Below are 18,416 nucleotides of genomic sequence, written 5' to 3'. Positions count from 1 at the left end.
CCTGAAAGGATTAAATCAAAAAATAGCTCGATTCGTCCTTAAATGTGTAGAAATTCACAGCCTACAGTATTGACACCTATTCAGGGGCGTTCTCTATGTTAAAACAACAAAACAAGACCAGACATTTTTTTTCCTTGCGCAATATTGTGGCTGTATCCGGGCTAGTATTATTCGCGGGAATCTTATCGACCATGTCGACAAATTCAGTAGATGGGGCTTATGCAGATTCTGGTTCAGGGACATATAAGGATAAAATTTTCTGGCTTACCTGGGAGAATGGTGATTTGGCTGATGGGATTCATGAAAATGATAGCAAAACCTTTACGGTACCAGGAGGATTATCTATTACAGTAACTTTCACCAATGTTAGTGCAAACGGATCAACCTATGTTCCTACAGATATGGCAACCTGGTCAGGAGCAAAATCTCATAATTATTATCAGATCAGTACAAGTTCAGGAGAAGCCCTATATGGTGCAGATGCTAATGATGTCAGTTTCACATTGACATTTTCAGCTACCTTGGAGGGGCAGGTATTTACCCCTGATCTTATTTTTATTGACCCTGAATCTACAGATGGTGGAGAGGAATTATCAGTTGGGACCAATGGATCCAATTGGGAATTGATTGAAACGCTGGGAAGCGGTCAGGTAAGTCTTTCTCTGGCTGATCCCGATAGCCTGATCGTAGTAGATGGGAGCGACGGGAATCCACTTTTACTGACAAGAGGAGCTACTGTAATGAATGCATTTATAAATGCAGGGGGAAGACAGGCCATAACTTTTGGTCTTTGGTTTAGCATGGACTTCGGCGATGCTCCCGATACCTATACGACTCAGGACATAAGTAGCGGAGCAAAACATTTGGTTGATTTGCGCGATTCTCTATTCCTTGGTAATAGTGTTGATTCTGAAACAGATGGATCAGCCTCGGGAGACGGTTCTCAGGATGGAGCGGATGAGGATGGAATTATTTTCCCTTCCTCCGTTGAAATGGGTACAGAATACAGCATTCCCGCAAGTGATATCAGCATTACCAATCAATCCGGAAGCAGTGCAACTTTACATGCCTGGATTGATTTTGACCAAAGCGGAGATTTTGATGCAGGTGAATATACGAGTATAAGTGTAAGTGATGGCCTGACCAATGCCAATCCTGCAAGCGCTCTGCAATGGACAGGGATTTCAGGTGCTGTAGTGGGAACAACCTATGCTCGATTCAGATTGACGAGTGATGCAGGTATTACTGCCGCCAGTCCAGGAGGATTGGCTATGGATGGAGAGATCGAAGATTATGCCATTAATATTACTAATACCAGCCTGCCCGTAGAATGGATTGGCTTCGATGGATATTGGCGAAATTCACAGCTCGTACTGGAATGGGCAACAGCCAATGAAATCAATAGCGATTTTTTCCAGGTCGAAAGGAAGATTCCGTCTCAGGGAATGTTTGAAATCATCGGCAAAGTTAAATCTGCCGGTTATAGCAATAGTATAGAGGAATATAGTTTCATAGATGAGTTCAAGGGAGCGCAGCAAAATGAGGAGGAGGTATTAATTTACCGACTAAAGCAGGTAGATTTTAATGGAGAATTTGAATATTCAAACACAATTGAGGTACATAAAGGCGAGGACCTGGGAATAAACATGAATGTTTATCCTAATCCAGCCCAGGACCATATAAGAATATCTCTTCAAGGAAGTTATACTTCTGATACAAGGATCAGAATACTTGGGATCAGAGGCGATGTCCAATATGATCAAGGTCTAACTGATCAAAATTCCATCAATCTGAATGTATCTCAATGGGCAAGAGGCACCTATATCCTTCAAATATATTCCGATACCCAGAGTTCGAGTAAGCGTCTCGTGCTAAACTGATTATTCCGCTGAATTTACTAGCGAACGACTGTTGTTGTACCCAACAATTGATTCAAGGCATGATTGGCCACACGCACCACGTATTTATTTTTATCCTCCATGACACTTTGTAGAGCGGGAATTGCTGGCCGTGCAGCTTCCCCCATTTCATCCAGGACCTGAGCGGCATTCAAACGTACCCATTCATCTTCATGTTCAAGTCCAGCTACTAAAATTGGCAGCGCGAGATCAGCTTTCCTATATTTTTGCAATGCTCTGGCAACAGCAAAACTTACGACAGGGACCTCATCCTTCAAAGCCTCTGTCAAAGCAGGATCAAAAGATAGGTTTGTATGTTGATTTCCCAGACTGATTGCAGCCCAGTATCGAACCGCTGCATTTGGATGACCTAAATTTTCCATGAGTTTTTCAGGGGAAATTTCGGCCAGAGCTGTTTGACGAATCTCATTTACCGGAATATCTTTCTCCCGCATGATCTGATAAATGGAACGCTCATAATTCTTCTCCCAATCTCTTAAAATCGTCTCTGGGATCAGGCCTCCATCCTTTGTTTCTTCCGACCAATGCGCATGTACCTTTCTCATTTCTTCCAGTTTTTCCTGATAAATCGGGTCCAAGGCAAGATTATGAAGTTCATACGGGTCTTTCTCCGTATCAAATAATTCCTCAGCCGGCTTTGTATCAGCCACTATATGCAATCCAGCTTCAGGCAATTCGCCTCTTTCAAAAGAAGTCCTAATGGAACGCATGATGCCTCCTTTTTCTGGCGTATTCATGTATTGACAAAAGGGCTTATAAGGTTCGTAATAGCGGATATATTTAAATCGCTTGTCTCGAACCGCTCTTTGCATATCATAGCGTTCGTCCATACGGTCACGGCCCGCATAAATATAGCTTCGGCGAGGACTTAAATCTTTCCCCAGAAAAGACCGTCCCTGCATGTATGTTGGTATTTCTATGCCTGCCAGGTGCAAAGCAGTAGGAGGCAAATCAATAAAGCTCAACAATTCATCTGTTTGACTCCCAGACTCAGCAGCAATCCAGTCTTTATATTTCTCAGGCATTCGTACGATCAGGGGAACCCTCAAGCCGCTATCATACAGCCAACGTTTATGTCGGGGAATACCAGCTCCGTGATCCGAGTAAAAAATAACAATTGTATTTTCCTCCAGCCCATCCTCTTTCAATTTCTTCAAGACCTCCCCTACTTTCTGATCCATAGCTGTAATGATATTGTAATACCTGGCCCAGAGTTCACGTGTCTCAGGAGTATCAGGATAATAAGGAGGCAAAGGAACTTCTCCTGGCTTTTTTAATATTTCCGGAGAAAGCTTCGAAATGGTTTGAAGGTAACGATCCGAATTATTTACCCGACTTTCATGAGATTGAGTAAAATTAAAAATGGAGAAAAAAGGCTGCTCCTTATCTTTTCGATTTCTCCAGTGGGCGTTCTGGCTGGATTCATCCCAAATAGAGGCATGATCCATTTCAAAATTATAGTCTGTTTTGACATTATTGCTGCAGTAATAACCTGCTTTCCTCAATATTTCGGGATAAAAGGAAATTCCTTCCGGAATTTTCCCATTGCAACGCATATGCTGCGTACCCTGACTCGAAGCATACATACCCGAGATGATAGTAGATCGAGCAACGGCACAAACGGGAGCTGTCGCAAAGGCATGGGTATATAAAACACCTTCTTTCGCCAATTGATCCAGATGAGGTGTATAGGCATAGCTATCCCCATAAGCCCCCAGATTGGGACTAATGTCCTCGCAGGTGATCCAAAGGATATTGGGCCTATCTCCCAAATCTTTCTGCTCTTCTTTACAGGAAAAGAAAAAAGGAATTAGGGAAAAGCTAAGGAGGTAAAGGGTAATTATCCTTTTATCAGCTTTCATGGCTATCGTAGGTATTCTTGATTACCCGATACAGAACATAGCATGCACCCGCCAAAAGGAGGAGTCCGGGATAACTTCCACCCGGGACTTCTGCAAAACGAGGAATTTCATCCAAAGATCCAACCGCCACAATTCCAATAGCTATGAGGATACCCATAATCGCTTCTCCTGTGATCAGCCCCGAAGCTAATAGAAGCCCATAACGACTGGCGACTTCACTGGCTTCTGTATTATTTCCACCTTTAGGATTCCGTTTAAAATATCGGTCTGCTAACCAGGCAATTATTCCTCCGACAAAAACTGCTGTATCCAGTTCCAGAGGAAGGTATAGTCCCACAGCTACTGCAAGTACAGGCATGCGAAATTCTGAATTCTTACTGGCTAAATATTGATCGATAGCAATGATGATCGCGCCTATTGCTGCACCTATTCCTACCATATTCCAGGGAAGGTTTCCTCCGAAAATTCCATCAGCTACACTTTGCATGAGGGTGGCCTGAGGCGCCGCCAATGAATTGGGAGCTTCAGGAGTTGGTGCACCGATTCCAAATGCTTCCAATAGGAAACCCAGAGTCGGGGCCATCACAGCAGCACCTGCCAATACCCCTACCATCTGCATGACTTGCTGCTTCCAGGGAGTAGCACCTAGTATATGACCGGCTTTGAGATCCTGCATATTGTCTCCCGCTATGGCCGCAGCACAACATACAACTGCTCCGATCAAGATAGCAGCAGCAGCTCCTCTTGCAGGATCACTGGTGCCTATTAGCGCAGCCAATAAAAGTGCAGACACCAAAATAGTTGCGATTGTTACCCCTGAAATGGGATTATTGGAACTACCAACCAGACCTGCCATATAACCTGCGACTGCCGAGAAAAGGAATCCCGCCAGAACCATCAGAACAGTCATAAACAAACTGACCCCGACAAGTGATATTTGATTTACATAAATAATGAATATGGGAATCAGCATGGCGATGATCCCCATCAAGACCCAATTCATAGGAGTATCTTTCTCCGTTCTCAATATGGGGCCGCCACCTTTGGACCGAAAAGCTTCCATTCCTGCCTTGAAGGCAATCCCTAAAGAGCCTCGGATACTAATCAGGGCCCAAATACCTCCGACCAACATAGAACCTACGCCCAGGTATCGGATCTGAGAATTCCAGATTTCCCAACCGACATCTACTGCAGTTCCTTCGGGGGCTCCATAAATAGCGAGGTGAATGGGAATAGCAAAATACCAGCTTATAGCACCTCCCAAAAAGACCAAAAAGGCAATGTTTAATCCAACAATATATCCTACAGCAACCAAAGCAGGAGAAAGATTGATGCCGACATACAGCAGCCCTTTTTTCCCAATCATCGTTGCAGCTTCGAAGGTTCCCGCTATTCCATTAAAAGCGGTAGAGCCCAATTTCATTAAACCTCCGATCAAACTACCAATTAGTAGATAGCGAATCGATTTGCCCGCTTTTTCTCCCGTCTTCAATACCTCCGCAGTCGCTACCCCTTCCGGATACTTCAATTGCTCCTTCACAATCAAAGCTTTCCGCAAAGGAATGGTAAACAGAACCCCCAATACTCCACCTGCCAGGGCAATCATGGTGGTCTCGAAGTAATTGAACTTATCCCAATAGCCCATAATGACCAAAGCCGGTATGGTAAAAATCACGCCTGCTGCAACAGATTCTCCTGCTGAAGCCGCTGTTTGCACCAGGTTGTTTTCCAGGATATTGCTATTGCGAAACATGCGCAATACAGCCATGGAAATTACTGCCGCGGGAATGGATGCAGAAACCGTCATTCCGGCAAATAAACCAAAATAGGCATTGGCAGCAGAGAGGACCATGGAAAGCAGGGCTCCGAGAAGAATAGCCCTTAACGTAAGTTCTTTTACACTTTTATCAGCCTTGATATAAGGGCCTTCATTGGGTTTCATGCGTAGAAGTTTTTGGTAAATGAAAGATTTATCTTTTCATAAGATACTGATTTCTGAATTTGTAAAAACCACCGCATTCGGGAAAGTCTGCAAAAATTGTAGGGTCTCCCCGGATTTTTTTGTAAAATGAGAGTACAAGACACCGCACTTCTTCGTTTTATAAAAAAAACGCTATGTATCTATGAAGCCGCTACTCAGCGATGTCTTAAGTCCCTATACCGGTGTGTGGGGAAATCTCCAGGCTGCACATTTGTTAAGAAGGTGTATTTTCGGTCCTACCCTTGATCAAATCAGAGAAGTCGAGGCACTGGGAATGGATGCAAGCATAGACCTTCTCCTGGCAGATCGCCCGCTACCAGATCCTCCTATCAATTACCTCGATGCAGATGATCCCTGGGTTCCTTTAGGGGAAAGTTGGGTAGATACCCGCTATCCTCCCGATGGTTCTGGCGTACGGGAAAGAAGGAATGCCCTGGATGCCTGGATTTTGGGACAATTGCTTAATCAAGGTTTGTCCTTACGTGAGAAAATGACCCTCTTTTGGCACAATCATTTTCCAGTAGAAAGGGATGTCGTCCTGGATGGTAAATTTCTTTATAACTATAATAATCTTCTCCGTAAAAATGCCCTGGGAAATTTTAAAAGTCTGGTAGAAAAGATCACCCTTGATCCTGCCATGCTTGTGTATCTCAATGGAAAGGACAATACCAAGGATAATCCCAATGAGAATTATGCGAGAGAGTTACTGGAACTCTTTACCATCGGGAAGGGAGACTTTGCGGGACCGGGAGATTATACCACATTTACTGAGGAGGATGTCATTGCCATTGCCAAAGTCCTGACAGGATGGTCGGGCGTAGAGCGTTTTAGCGTGGACATAGATCTGGTCTTTAGCGAATTTCATTCTGAACTTCATGATAATGGTACCAAAAGGCTATCCCATAGATTCGATAATATAGAGATAAGCGCTGCAGGGGAAAATGAGTATAAAAACCTTATCGATCTGATTTTCCAAAAGGAAGAAGTAGCCGCTTTTATCTGTAGAAAAATTTACCGCTGGTTTATCAATTCCGAGATAAATCCCACCATCGAAAGTACCGTCATACAGGGCATGGCTCAGTTCCTTCAAGCCCATGACTTTGAGATCAAACCTCTAATGTCCATGTTGCTTCGGAGCAAATTATTCCATGATCCTGCACAACATGGGGCCATCATCAAAAACCCAATGGATTTTGTCTTTTCGGTTTACAATGGCCTGGAGGTGGAAATGCCGGATTATATAGAAGGCTGGTATCGGGCTTTTCGGGCCATGACGCATTTTATGGGTTTGATGCAGATGTCCTATTTTTATCCTCCCAGTGTGGCAGGATGGGAAGCCTATTATTTGCAACCGCAATACTATAAGCAATGGATCAATTCGGCGACCTTAAGGCCTCGAACTGAATTTACAGATAAACTGTCTCAGAATGGATTCCGTTTTGGGGCCCATTTGATGCGAATTGATGTGCTCAACTATATTGAGAAGTTTGACAATCCGGCAGATGCTGCCAGCCTGATCAATAGTCTGGCAGAAGTCATGTATCCGCGACCGCTGAAGGATTTCCAGGTTGATCAATTGAAAAACGTCCTCATTCCCGGCCTACCGGATTTTGAGTGGACCATCGAATATGAAACCTATAGAGAGGAGCCGAGCAATGAGGAGATCGCTTTATCTGTGGAAAACCGATTACGAAATCTTTTTCAGGCTATGTTGAGTTTACCAGAATTTCATACTTCCTGATTTAGCCCAAATGAAAAGAAGAAATTTTATACAAAATCTATCTGCTTCCATGCTGGGTTTACCCCTGACGCTTAGCGGCTTCAATCTGGGAGTATTGCCTGGGAGACCTGGCATCTTCTCTGCCATGGAAGAAACGGATAAGGTATTGGTACTGGTTAGGCTTACTGGTGGAAATGATGGATTAAACATGCTACTTCCGCTAGATCAGTATGCAAATCTATATCAGCACAGAAAAAATGTAATTCTACCCGAGAAAAATGTTCATAAAATCTCTGATTTTGCGGGATTACATCCAGTCATGGGGGATCTCAGTATCCTACATCAGGAAGGAAAATTAGGCATTGTCCAAAGTGTGGGTTATCCCGATCAGAATCGATCTCATTTCCGTTCGATGGATATCTGGACTTCGGCTTCTTCTGCCCAGGAAAAATTACTTTCTGGCTGGTTGGGAAGGTATTTTGAAAACCGCTTTCCAGGCTTCCCGGATGATTACCCCAATCCAGACCATGTAGACCCTTTTGCGGTTACTATTGGCAATAGCGTCAGCCATACTTGTCAGGGCTATGTAGGCAACTTTAGCATGGTTGTCGGTTCTCCTTTGAACCTCTCCCCTATTTCTTCCAATGATAGAGGCAATTTTGGAGATAGCCTCTATGAACAAAACCTGAAATTCCTCACAACCTCGATTGAACAGAGCAATGCCTATTCAAAGGTTATAAAAAAGGCTTCGGATCAGGGAAGCAATCTTGGACCCTATTGGGAGAACAACAGCCTTTCACAACAACTTAAAACGGTTGCTCGCCTCATTTCTGGTGGGATAAAGACGAAAATATTTATCGTAAGTCAGGGAGGATATGATACGCATGGGGGACAGGTCCTGGAGTCAGATCATGCCAAGGGTTTTCACGCCAATCTTTTGATCAATCTATCAGCTGCAATCTCTCAATTTCAACATGACCTCGAATTATTGGGCATAGAAGATCGGGTATTGGGCATGACTTTTTCTGAATTCGGGAGAAGGATCAAATCTAATGGTAGTCGAGGTACAGATCACGGCACAGCGGCTCCTTTGATGTTGTTTGGGAAATGTGTCAATCCTGTCATTTTGGGCGAAAGTCCTGAGATTCCGGCGGAGGTTGATATCATGGATGGAGTAGCTATGCAGTATGATTTTCGCTCGGTCTATGGCTCGATTCTGGAAGATTGGCTGGAAGTAGGAGAAAGTGAGATCAAAGAACTCCTATATGAGGATTACACACATCTCCCTTTGGTGACCTGCGGCAAGTATGTCGAAACGCAAGGATTGAAAGAGGCCTTCAATTATCCCAATCCCTTTACCGAATCAACCATCATCACTTTTGAGAGTGAGACCGAAGACGTCAGGATTCGGATATTGGATGGATCGGGTAAAGTTGTAGATCAACTGCTCAACAAAAAGCTCAGAGCGGGCAAGCATAGAATTCCTTTTTTTCCCAGAAGAATGGCAGGAGGGAATTATTATTTCTACATCAATAAAGCCAGTGGGGATATTACCCGGAATATGGTGAAAATATAGTATTTGGGACAGATTATTATCTGCCCCAAATACTTTTCAATTAATCACTTTCTCTTCCTTTATCGCCTCCATAGATATAATGCTCCTCATCTCCTCCGGAAATGAGATAAGCCATGAGGGCTACGACTTCATCTTCATTGAGTCGATTAAGAAGTCCGGGAGGCATAGGCGAAATTGGGGAAAGTTCACGGCCTTCTACCTCAGCTTTGGCAATTTCTACAACTTCATCACTGGTAAAGGGATTGGGAAGAATTTTGATGACATCTCCTTCTTCTGAAAGAATACGGCCTGCAAGCTTGCGACCATCTTTCATTCTAAACAGGGTATGGGCGTACTGGTCGGAGATTTCATCATGGGGAGCTATTATAGCATTGGCAATTTCTCCCAGGCTAAAGCGTGTATGAATCTGGGTCAAATCCGGCCCATTGATCCCTCCTTCACCATTCATGCGATGACAACTGGCACAAAGAGCCGCCTGAAACATTTGCTTTCCTGCAGCTATATCTCCTTCATGATTTTGAATTTTTCCTCCCAGTCGCCAGAAATCTCCATTGATATAGTTTTTACCCGGTCCTTCTGGTTGGGGTAAATCTGCCATAGCAGCTGTTGGGGAATAGACCCCCGATAACTCCTGAAAATATTCCCGATCAGCTTCAGGCACTTTTTCCATGGCTTTACTCCGTACATGTTCCATAGTAGCTTTAAAACTCAGGCCGCCTTCTGCATTAAAAGCATCATAAAACCACTGGAAATATTTTTCGCGAAGTTCCTTTGTCCAACCCGCTTTTGCATGACTTAAAAGGGTTCCATAAAAAATTGCTTCAGAAGGAGGCATCTTTTCTACGATTGCCTGAATTTTAGGACCGTACCTTTCACTTCGATTGGTAACTTCCGTATCCAACATTTCATGCCCATTGGTCTTGGCAGCAGTATGGGTTTCCAACAGACTGATACATTTTTTTACAGCCACTTCATCTTCCAGGGCAATCAATAATTCTGCGATTTCTCTATCCAGGGCATTTGAATGAGAAGGGAAGTCATTATTGAGATTTTTTGCCAACTTTTGGGCCTGCTCTCCAGAAGGTTTACCCAGACGAATAAACGCTAATTCATACACCCGCATAAGATCTAATTTCGAAGACTCATCCAAAGCACTCATATCAAGGCTAGCCAGTTTTGAATAAATAGCATCGGCTTCTTCCTTTTCTGCCTGACGCACGCGAGCTACGGAGGCCTGTATGGTTTTTCCAGTACCACTTTCCCCATAAAACGCATCTTTCCAGCTATCCAGGGCTTGATGTTCCAATACCATGCGAGCAGCATAGCGGATATGCCGGTCTTCATGATCCAGATGGGCCCAGGCTTTTTCTATGCCTTCTTTGGAAGCTTCAGTATTATGAAAAGCCTCCAAAGATTTCCTTAGTTCTCTTAAATCCGCTTCTTTTCCAGCAGTCATAGACGGACTTTCGCCTACCCCCTCTCCGGTATAACTAACCCTAAATAAATGAGACTCCAGTCTTCGACCTCCTGTAGCGAAATATAAATTGCCATCTTCCCCGGCAACTGCATCCGTCAGAGGCATAGGAGTTCCAGATAGAAATTCTTCTCGTTTTGCGGTATACGAACTTCCATTGGGTTTAAGATCTACATAGTACATGGTTCCAAAGCTCCAGTCATTGGCAAAGAGGCCATTGGAAAATTTAGCCGGAAAAGCCAGGTGATGTCCCATGACTACTCCTGTAGGTGAGCCCTGATTGAGATTTACTACTGCTGGTAAAGCATCTGGATAATAGGTCGGCCATTTACCCGTACCCGTTCTCCAGCCAAATTCACTCCCGCTGGTTACATGACAAATCCGAGTAGGCCTATACCACGGCATTCCCATATCCCATTCCATATCGGCATCATAGGCAAAGAGTTCTCCATCCTGATTGAATCCCATGTCAAAGGGATTTCGGAAACCGGCACTGATCAATTCCCAGTTTTGCCCGGACGGATCCATATTAGCGATCCAGCCTCCGGGAGCCAGGATATCATTGGCATGGCCCCGAGCATCCAAATAAGGCTCCGCCAGATTATCTTCCCCCCAATTATTGGGCAAACGTGTATTCTCTTTCAATTCATCCGGTATCAACACATGATTTCCCGCGATGAAATAGATACTTTCTCCATCTGGACTCAGGACCAGGCTATGAGGCCCATGTTCACCCGCTCCTTCCAGTTTTAATAGCTGTTCGATCTTATCAAGATTTCCATCTGCATCCGAATCAGTAAGTCGATATACCCCACTTCCATTTTCAACTTCCTCATTGTTCCATCCACGATTTACAGATACATAAAGGCTATTAAAGGCCCAAAGCAAGCCATGAGCATAACCAATATTGATGCCGAGGCTATCTACCTCTTCGGCCTTAAGTCTGACTCCAGGAGCAGGCATAGAAAATCGATAGAGATTTCCATATTGATCACTGGAATACATCATGCCATTTTCACCCTTCGCAAGAGCTACCCAGGAACCCTGATCGTTTTCACTGGGGCTGTAAAGGGTATCAATGCTAAATCCTTTCTGGATCTTGATCCCCTGACTGTTGTCGTATTCTGTTGTTTCTATAGTAGGTTGACAGGCAGAGATGATGAGTACTATCATCAAAACTGCTGAAAGAGAGACTTTCATTTGAGCAATTTAAGTAGTGAGTTCAATAGAATTTTCCCTCTTAATCTACTAAAAAGCAGATTAAGAAGGAACAAAGATTACTTATTTTCATTTGTACCATAAGATCCTTTCAATACACCCTCAAATTCTGTAATTTAATTTTAAGCCCAGCCTATAAATAAGGTTGGACGAAATTTCTCAAAACTCATTTTTACTACTACAATTAGCCAAATTATTATGGACACAAACAAAGAAAGCAGACGGTCTTTTATCAAAAAGACGGCCCTGAGCGGAGGGGCAATTGCTATGGGACTTAGTGCAAAATCATATAGCCGAATCCTGGGTTCAAATGACAGGGTGCGCGTAGGGATTGTAGGATTTTCCAATCGTTGCAGAGGGGCCTTAATTCCGGCTTTTCTCAAAAAGAATAAGGAAATGAATTTCGAGCTTGTAGGAGTCTCGGATATCTGGAAAAGAAGGAGAGAGGAAGGGGCTGACTATGTGAAAGAATTGACCGGAGATAAAATCAAGCAGTATCGGAATAATGAAGAGATGTATGAAAAAAATGAAATCGATTCCGTAATAATTTCTACGGCAGACTTTCAGCATGCCCTTCATACGGTCCAGGCAGCAGAGGCTAAAAAAGATGCTTATGTCGAAAAGCCTTTTGCAGAAACCATGGAAGATGCCCGTATTGGATTAAAGGCAGTAAAGGAATCCGGAATCATCGTACAAATTGGTTCTCAGAGAAGAAGCAATCCCAATTATCATGCGGCCAATGAATTTATCAAGTCAGGCAAATTTGGCGACATCGTTTCTGTCCATATGACCTGGAATGTCAACCAGCCCGGTCGCTGGCGACTTCCGAAGCTGACACGGGAAATAAGAGAGTCTGATACAGACTGGAAGCGTTACCTGATGAATCGCCCCTTTGAGAAATGGGATCCACGTAAATACCTTGAGTATCGTTTATTCTGGCCGTATTCCTCCGGAATTCCCGGCCAATGGATGTCTCACCAGATCGATACTGTTCATTGGTTCTCGGACTTAGCTCATCCTCGAAGTGTCGCAGCAAATGGTGGCATTTATTTGTGGAAAGATGGTCGGAAGAATTTTGATACGATGACAGCAGTATTTGATTACGGCCCCCTGGATGATCCTTCCAAGGGTTTTCAGGTCGTTTATTCCTCTCGTTTCACCAATTCAGCAGGAGGAACCAAAGAAATCTATTATGCCAATGGAGGCGAACTCAATCTCAAAACTCGTAAAGTAACGCCTAATGGAAGCTTGCAGGAACGCCACGCAAGTGCTATGGATATGAAACCTAATGCCTTGCCGGAATTTGACCTCACCAAATCTGACGTAAAGGTGGTTACTTCTGCCAATACAGGCGCGGACAATTCTACGACCCTGCATATGCTCAACTGGATGGAATGTGTGAGAAGCCGCAAAACCCCCAATGCTCCGGTAGAAGCAGGTTATAATCATTCTATCGCCAATATCATGACTACGGCCGCCCTCAGAACCGGGAAATATGTGAGCTTCGATGAAAAGAATCAAGACGTCTTGGCAGGAGGGAAAGTCTTTCAATATTGATATGCCATGAAATATCTGCTAAGTCTGTCTCTCCTCCTAATGGGTATTCAAGTAGTTTGGAGTCAGGAAGGTGTTCGCTTCATAAGCAAAGAAGACCAACAGGAAATTGAGATCTGGATCAATGGGCAGCACATCAGTTCATACCTCTATCGGGATGAACTCAAAAAGGCTGTCCTCTATCCCCTAAAGACCATGAGTGGGAAAGTCCTCAGTCGAGGCTTTCCTCTTGATACCCGTCCGGGAGAAAGAGTTGACCATCGACATCATCTGGGACACTGGTTCAATTATGGCGATGTAAATGGCTTGGATTTTTGGAACAATTCCTCAGATCGTCCTCCTGAAAAACGGCATAGGTACGGAGAAATACGACATCAGGAGTTCCTCAAACTAGAAGGAGGGAAAGAAAAAGGGAAATTAGTTGCTCGTTCTCATTGGGTGGATCATGAGGGAAAAGTGCTGCTTGAAGAGCAAGCGACTTTTCATTTCCAGGAAAAGGAAGGAGTCATCATCATTGACAGGGAAAGTGAGCTGACTGCAAAGGAAAACCTTAGTTTCACCGACAACAAAGAGGGCATGTTTGCCATCAGGCTAAGAAGAGAATTGGAACTCCCTTCAGATAAGCCCGGACTTTTTGCCGATAAAGATGGACAAATTCCCAAAGAGAAAGGTCAAAGTTCTGTAGAAGCCAATGGGAACTATGAAAGCAGCGAAGGAATTAGGGGGGGAGAAGTTTGGGGAACGCGTGCCAAATGGATGAAATTAGCTGGAGAACTGGAGGGCGAATCAGTAGAAATTATTATCCTGGACCATCCTGAAAATCCTGCTTATCCGACTTACTGGCACGCGAGAGGCTATGGTCTTTTTTCTGCGAATCCTTTAGGGCAGGCCGTTTTCTCTAAAGGGAAAGAACAACTGAATTTCCGACTAGCTTCAGGAGCTTCTGAGGTCTTTCGTTTTAGAATCCTGATAAATGAAGGCAAAAACCTCTCAAAAGAGAAAATTGAAAAGTTTCAAGAAAAATTTTAATTCGCATCTTGTTAAGGTAACAGGCAATTTCGAGCATGCGTTTGGCAAAGTTCGAGATGAGCATAAAATTGTATGCTAATACTGTCTGATTACTTATTTTGTAGCGGAAATTGATTGTACCTATGCGAGCCCAACACATTATCTATATTTTTCTGAGTCTGAGCTTCCTGATTCTGCCACAGGCCTGTGAGGAACCAAAAACGGAAGAGCAAACCCAAACATCTACAAATTTTGAGGAATTAGATCCAGTTGATCTGGTAGAACCTCTTGTAGATGCCGCCAATTCCCGTTGGTTCTTTTTTAATTCTGCGACTCGTCCTTTTGGGATGGTCAACCTTTCTCCTGATATGGTGATCAATGGAGCCTGGAATTCTGGCTATCGCTATAATCAGGATACAATCAGAAGTTTCAGCCACATCCACGCCTGGCAATTGTCCGGCATTCCGGTTCTCCCGACAAAGGGCACATTCAAAGGGCATTTAGGTGCTGATGCTTATGGGTCTACCTACTCACATGATAAGGAGGAAGTAAAAGCTGGATATCATCAGATTTTCCTGGAAAGCTATGGAATCAATGCAGAGCTAACTGCTACCACAAGGGCAGGCTTTCACCGATATACTTTCCCAAAATCCGATCAATCTCATATCCATATAGATTTTTCCACCTTTTTAGGCCCTTCTGATACAGAAAGTGGCTATGCAAAAAAGCTCAGCGATACGGAAATAGAGGGTTATGCCCTCATGGCCCCTACACGCAGAAGGCCCAAGGCAACTTATGTGTATTATGTCATCCAGTTTGATAAAGCTTTTGACAGCTTCGGAGGATGGAAAGATGGTGAACTACTAAATGCTATAGAAGAAGTTGAAGGAGCCAATACAGGCGCTTATGTGAGTTTCAAAACGGAGGAAGATGAACAGAGATTGATGAAAGTAGGGATTTCCTATGTCAGCGAAAGTCAGGCACGAAAAAATCTGGAGTCCGAATTGCCAGCCTGGGATTTTGACCAGGTCGTAGCGGATTCCAGAACTGTATGGAATGAATGGCTGAGTAAAATAGAGGTCAAAGGAGGAAGTGAAGAAGAACAAAGGAGGTTTTATACAGACCTTTGGCATGCACTACAGGGAAGAAGAATCATCAGTGATATCGATGGGAAGTATACGGATATGACAGGTCCGAAAAAGAGAACCGCTCAAATTCCTTTGGATGAAGCTGGCAAACCCTTATTCAATCATTACAATTCTGATAGTTTCTGGGGCGCCCAATGGACCCTTAATACCCTCTGGCACCTGGTTTATCCAAAAGTCAGTGAGGAATTTGTCAATTCCATGTTGCTGATGTACAAGGATGGCGGCCTGATTCCTAGAGGACCTTCTGGAGGAAATTATACTTATGTCATGACCGGAGCCTCTTCTACCCCTTTTATCGTAAGTGCGTATATGAAGGGAATCAGAGGCTTTGATGCGGAGCTGGCTTATGAGGGCATGAAGAAAAATCATATGCCCGGAGGAATCATGGCTAAATCTGGCTATGAACATGAGACTTTCATCGGAGGGGGACTCGATTTCTACCTCGACCGAGGATACATTCCCCATCCTCTGCCTACTCCCCAAAAAGGCTATCATGAAGATGGCACAGGACAAACCCTCGAATATGCTTACCAGGATTGGACGCTCTCGGAAATGGCCAAAGCACTGGGAAAGGACTCAGATGCGAAAATATTTGCTGAGAGAGGCCAGAACTACCGAAATGTCTACAAGCAAACGCTCGGATGGGTTTGGGTGAAAAACATCGATGATAAATGGGAAGAAAATGTAGATGTCCTCAGATACGATAATGGTTTTGTCGAAGGAAATGCTGCGCAGTTTAGTTGGTTTGTTCCCCATGATCTGCATAGTCTGGTTGATTTGATGGGAGGGCAAAAGTTTTTCAATGAAGCCTTGCAATCTTCTTTTCTCAAAGCTGCCAGACATGATTTCGTCTCAAAAAAGGGAGAAACAGAAGAAGAGACCAAGCAAAACCGTAGGGTATACATCAATTATGGCAATCAGCCCAGCATGCAAACCGCATTCATTTTCAACTATTCCGGCAATCCTTACCTCACTCAATACTGGAGTAGAGAGGTAGTCGAAAAGGTATATTCCGGAATTTCTCCTGAAGCAGGATATTCGGGTGATGAAGATCAGGGATTGATGGGGGCATTAGCTGTCCTCATGAAAATTGGAATCTTTTCTATGAAAGGGGGAGCTTCTCAGGAGCCTTATTATGACATTGGCAGTCCCATATTTGAGGAAATCAGGATAAAACTCGATCCTGAATACTATTCAGGTGCCGAATTCGTCATTGAAGCCAAAAATTCTTCTTCCCAAAACCGCTATATCCAATCAGCTAATCTGAATGGAGAAGTTCTGGATAAGCCCTGGTTCTACCACAAAGACCTGGTCAAGGGAGGTTCCCTGAAACTTGATATGGGAGCAGAACCCAATACCCAATGGGGCTCAAGTCTGGAGGCTTTACCACCAAAAATAGACAACTAAGCTAAGCGGAAAGGTTGCTTAAATGAAAACACCTATTTTTGAGGAAGCCGGGTAAAGCTGATCCATTAGCTTTCGAGGGAATTGAGTATATTTAATTTCATCAACCTCTCAAAAATACTACTACAAATGAAAGCTATCTCGAAATCCAGAAGATCATTTCTCAAGAAGAGCTTGATTGCTGGGGCCAGCCTTAGTATAGTCCCTCGCTATGTCTTGGGGAAAGGCTATGTAGCCCCCAGCGACAAGATCAATATCGCCCTCATTGGCTGTGGGAAAAAGAGTCCGGGCATTGCCAGAACTTATGCAAAAAACCCCAATGCCCAGATGGTCGCAGCATCCGACCTTTTCCCCCACAAAATCAAAGAATATCAGAACATCCTCCATAATGCTTATGCAACTTCCCGAGGAAAAAATGAGTATGAGAGTGTTGCTGCATACCTAAACTATGAGGAGATGCTGGAAAGGGAGGATATAGATGGTGTGGTTGTGGCAAGTCCGGATCATTGGCATTCTATCCATGCGATTCATGCCATGAAAAAAGGCAAGGACGTGTATTGTGAAAAACCTTTGGCCCATACCATAAAAGAAGGAAGAGACATGGTAAAGGCCACAGAAAAATACAATCGGATTCTTCAAACGGGAAGCCAACAAAGATCGGGACGAAATTTCAGACATGCCTGCGAACTGGTTAGAAATGGATATATAGGAGAAGTCCAGAAAGTATTGGTGAATGTAGGTGATCCCGCGATTGCTTATAATCTGGAGGCTGAAGATATCCCGACAGATTTCAATTGGGATAATTGGTGCGGACCTAGTCCGGTCGGCAATTACAATCATAGATTAGCACCTCCTCAAATCAAAACTGATTTCTGGCCGGATTGGCGTCTATTCAGGGAGTACGGAGGAGGGATTATTTCTGACTGGGGGGCCCATATGTTTGACATTGCTCAGTGGGGATTGGGGATGGATGAAAGTGGTCCTATGGAGTTCATTCCTCCGAGTGAAAAAGGAGCGACCCGAGGCCTAAAAATGGTCTATGCAAATGGAGTCGAAATGTATCATGAAGATTTTGGCAGAGGATGGGCCGTTCGCTTTATCGGAAGTAAGGGCAGCATAGATGTAAGCCGAAAGTTTCTTGATTCCAATCCTGCAAATTTGGTTTCGGCAGAAATCAAAGCAGGCGAAACCCGTTTGTATGATACAGGAGGAGATCATACCCAGGATTGGCTGGATGCAATGAAATCTCGCAAAGACCCCATCTGTAATGTGGAAACGGGCCACAGAACTTCCAGTATCTGCTGTGCGGCTAATATTGCCTATCACCTTGGAAGACCTCTCAAATGGGATCCTGCCAAGGAGAAATTTAATGATGGGGAAGCCAATAAATTACGGAAGAAAAAAATGCGGAAACCTTATACGATCTAAGGGGTGTAAATTTGTCCCCCTAATCGTTATAAGTAAAAGCATACAGAATAGAATAAGGATTCAATCAATTGATAAGGAAGGGATTAGCCTCGTCGGCTTTCCTTCCTTTCGTTGATAATTCCAA

General features: G+C 43.9%; 10 protein-coding genes. 7 read left to right on the top strand and 3 right to left on the bottom strand.

The features are described from left to right. Positions 1–191 precede the first annotated feature (191 nt). Positions 192–1,880: a CshA/CshB family fibrillar adhesin-related protein gene (locus tag R8P61_34635; protein ID MDW3652265.1), complete on the top strand. Its 1,689-nt coding sequence runs from the start codon at positions 192–194 to the stop codon at positions 1,878–1,880. Between the two features lie 17 nt (positions 1,881–1,897). Here R8P61_34635 and R8P61_34630 read toward each other — a convergent pair whose 3' ends face one another. Together R8P61_34630 and R8P61_34625 are read right to left on the bottom strand one after the other, a co-directional pair. Beyond that, positions 1,898–3,781, bottom strand: coding sequence for a sulfatase-like hydrolase/transferase (locus R8P61_34630; GenBank protein ID MDW3652264.1), 1,884 nt, complete (start codon positions 3,779–3,781; stop codon positions 1,898–1,900). After that, positions 3,771–5,723 carry an oligopeptide transporter, OPT family gene (locus tag R8P61_34625; GenBank protein MDW3652263.1) on the bottom strand — a complete coding sequence of 651 codons (1,953 nt, stop codon included), beginning with the start codon at positions 5,721–5,723 and terminating at the stop codon, positions 3,771–3,773. Before R8P61_34625 ends, R8P61_34630 begins: the two co-directional genes overlap by 11 nt. Before the next feature lie 181 nt (positions 5,724–5,904). On the opposite strand from R8P61_34625, the gene R8P61_34620 reads away from it, so the two are divergent. Together R8P61_34620 and R8P61_34615 are read left to right on the top strand one after the other, a co-directional pair. After that, on the top strand, positions 5,905–7,503 hold the full coding sequence (locus R8P61_34620) for a DUF1800 domain-containing protein (GenBank protein ID MDW3652262.1): 1,599 nt from the start codon (positions 5,905–5,907) through the stop codon (positions 7,501–7,503). 10 nt (positions 7,504–7,513) lie between these two features. Further along, the gene (locus R8P61_34615) at positions 7,514–9,058 is read left to right on the top strand and encodes a DUF1501 domain-containing protein (protein ID MDW3652261.1); all 1,545 of its coding nucleotides are present in this window, start codon (positions 7,514–7,516) and stop codon (positions 9,056–9,058) included. A gap of 40 nt (positions 9,059–9,098) precedes the next feature. Here R8P61_34615 and R8P61_34610 read toward each other — a convergent pair whose 3' ends face one another. Then, entirely contained in the window at positions 9,099–11,732 is a 2,634-nt protein-coding gene (locus R8P61_34610; protein MDW3652260.1) for a c-type cytochrome, read from the bottom strand. 216 nt (positions 11,733–11,948) lie between these two features. Between R8P61_34610 and R8P61_34605 the strand changes: the two genes are divergently transcribed. The 4 genes from R8P61_34605 (at position 11,949) to R8P61_34590 (ending at position 18,292) form a co-directional block, all read left to right on the top strand. Further along, entirely contained in the window at positions 11,949–13,307 is a 1,359-nt protein-coding gene (locus tag R8P61_34605) for a Gfo/Idh/MocA family oxidoreductase (protein ID MDW3652259.1), read from the top strand. Between the two features lie 6 nt (positions 13,308–13,313). Continuing rightward, entirely contained in the window at positions 13,314–14,333 is a 1,020-nt protein-coding gene (locus R8P61_34600; protein ID MDW3652258.1) for a PmoA family protein, read from the top strand. Positions 14,334–14,455: 122 nt separating this feature from the next. Further along, a complete protein-coding gene (locus R8P61_34595) occupies positions 14,456–16,867 on the top strand; it encodes a GH92 family glycosyl hydrolase (protein ID MDW3652257.1) in 2,412 nt (803 codons plus the stop codon). A gap of 126 nt (positions 16,868–16,993) precedes the next feature. After that, positions 16,994–18,292, top strand: a complete 1,299-nt coding sequence (locus R8P61_34590; protein MDW3652256.1) for a Gfo/Idh/MocA family oxidoreductase — start codon at positions 16,994–16,996, stop codon at positions 18,290–18,292. Positions 18,293–18,416 lie beyond the last annotated feature (124 nt).

Source organism: Bacteroidia bacterium, assembly GCA_033391075.1.
Taxonomy (GTDB): domain Bacteria; phylum Bacteroidota; class Bacteroidia; order J057; family J057; genus JAWPMV01.
The sequence above is the reverse complement of the archived record's forward strand: the minus strand, read 5'-3'. Positions and strand labels throughout refer to the sequence as shown.

Excerpts from the sequence above, each read along its gene's own strand:
- R8P61_34615 (MDW3652261.1), top strand. The coding sequence starts at position 7,514 with ATGAAAAGAAGAAATTTTATACAAAATCTATCTGCTTCCATGCTGGGT.
- R8P61_34635 (MDW3652265.1), top strand. The coding sequence starts at position 192 with ATGTCGACAAATTCAGTAGATGGGGCTTATGCAGATTCTGGTTCAGGG.
- R8P61_34625 (MDW3652263.1), bottom strand. The coding sequence starts at position 5,723 with ATGAAACCCAATGAAGGCCCTTATATCAAGGCTGATAAAAGTGTAAAA.
- R8P61_34595 (MDW3652257.1), top strand. The coding sequence starts at position 14,456 with ATGCGAGCCCAACACATTATCTATATTTTTCTGAGTCTGAGCTTCCTG.
- R8P61_34630 (MDW3652264.1), bottom strand. The coding sequence starts at position 3,781 with ATGAAAGCTGATAAAAGGATAATTACCCTTTACCTCCTTAGCTTTTCC.
- R8P61_34605 (MDW3652259.1), top strand. The coding sequence starts at position 11,949 with ATGGACACAAACAAAGAAAGCAGACGGTCTTTTATCAAAAAGACGGCC.
- R8P61_34600 (MDW3652258.1), top strand. The coding sequence starts at position 13,314 with ATGAAATATCTGCTAAGTCTGTCTCTCCTCCTAATGGGTATTCAAGTA.
- R8P61_34590 (MDW3652256.1), top strand. The coding sequence starts at position 16,994 with ATGAAAGCTATCTCGAAATCCAGAAGATCATTTCTCAAGAAGAGCTTG.
- R8P61_34610 (MDW3652260.1), bottom strand. The coding sequence starts at position 11,732 with ATGAAAGTCTCTCTTTCAGCAGTTTTGATGATAGTACTCATCATCTCT.
- R8P61_34620 (MDW3652262.1), top strand. The coding sequence starts at position 5,905 with ATGAAGCCGCTACTCAGCGATGTCTTAAGTCCCTATACCGGTGTGTGG.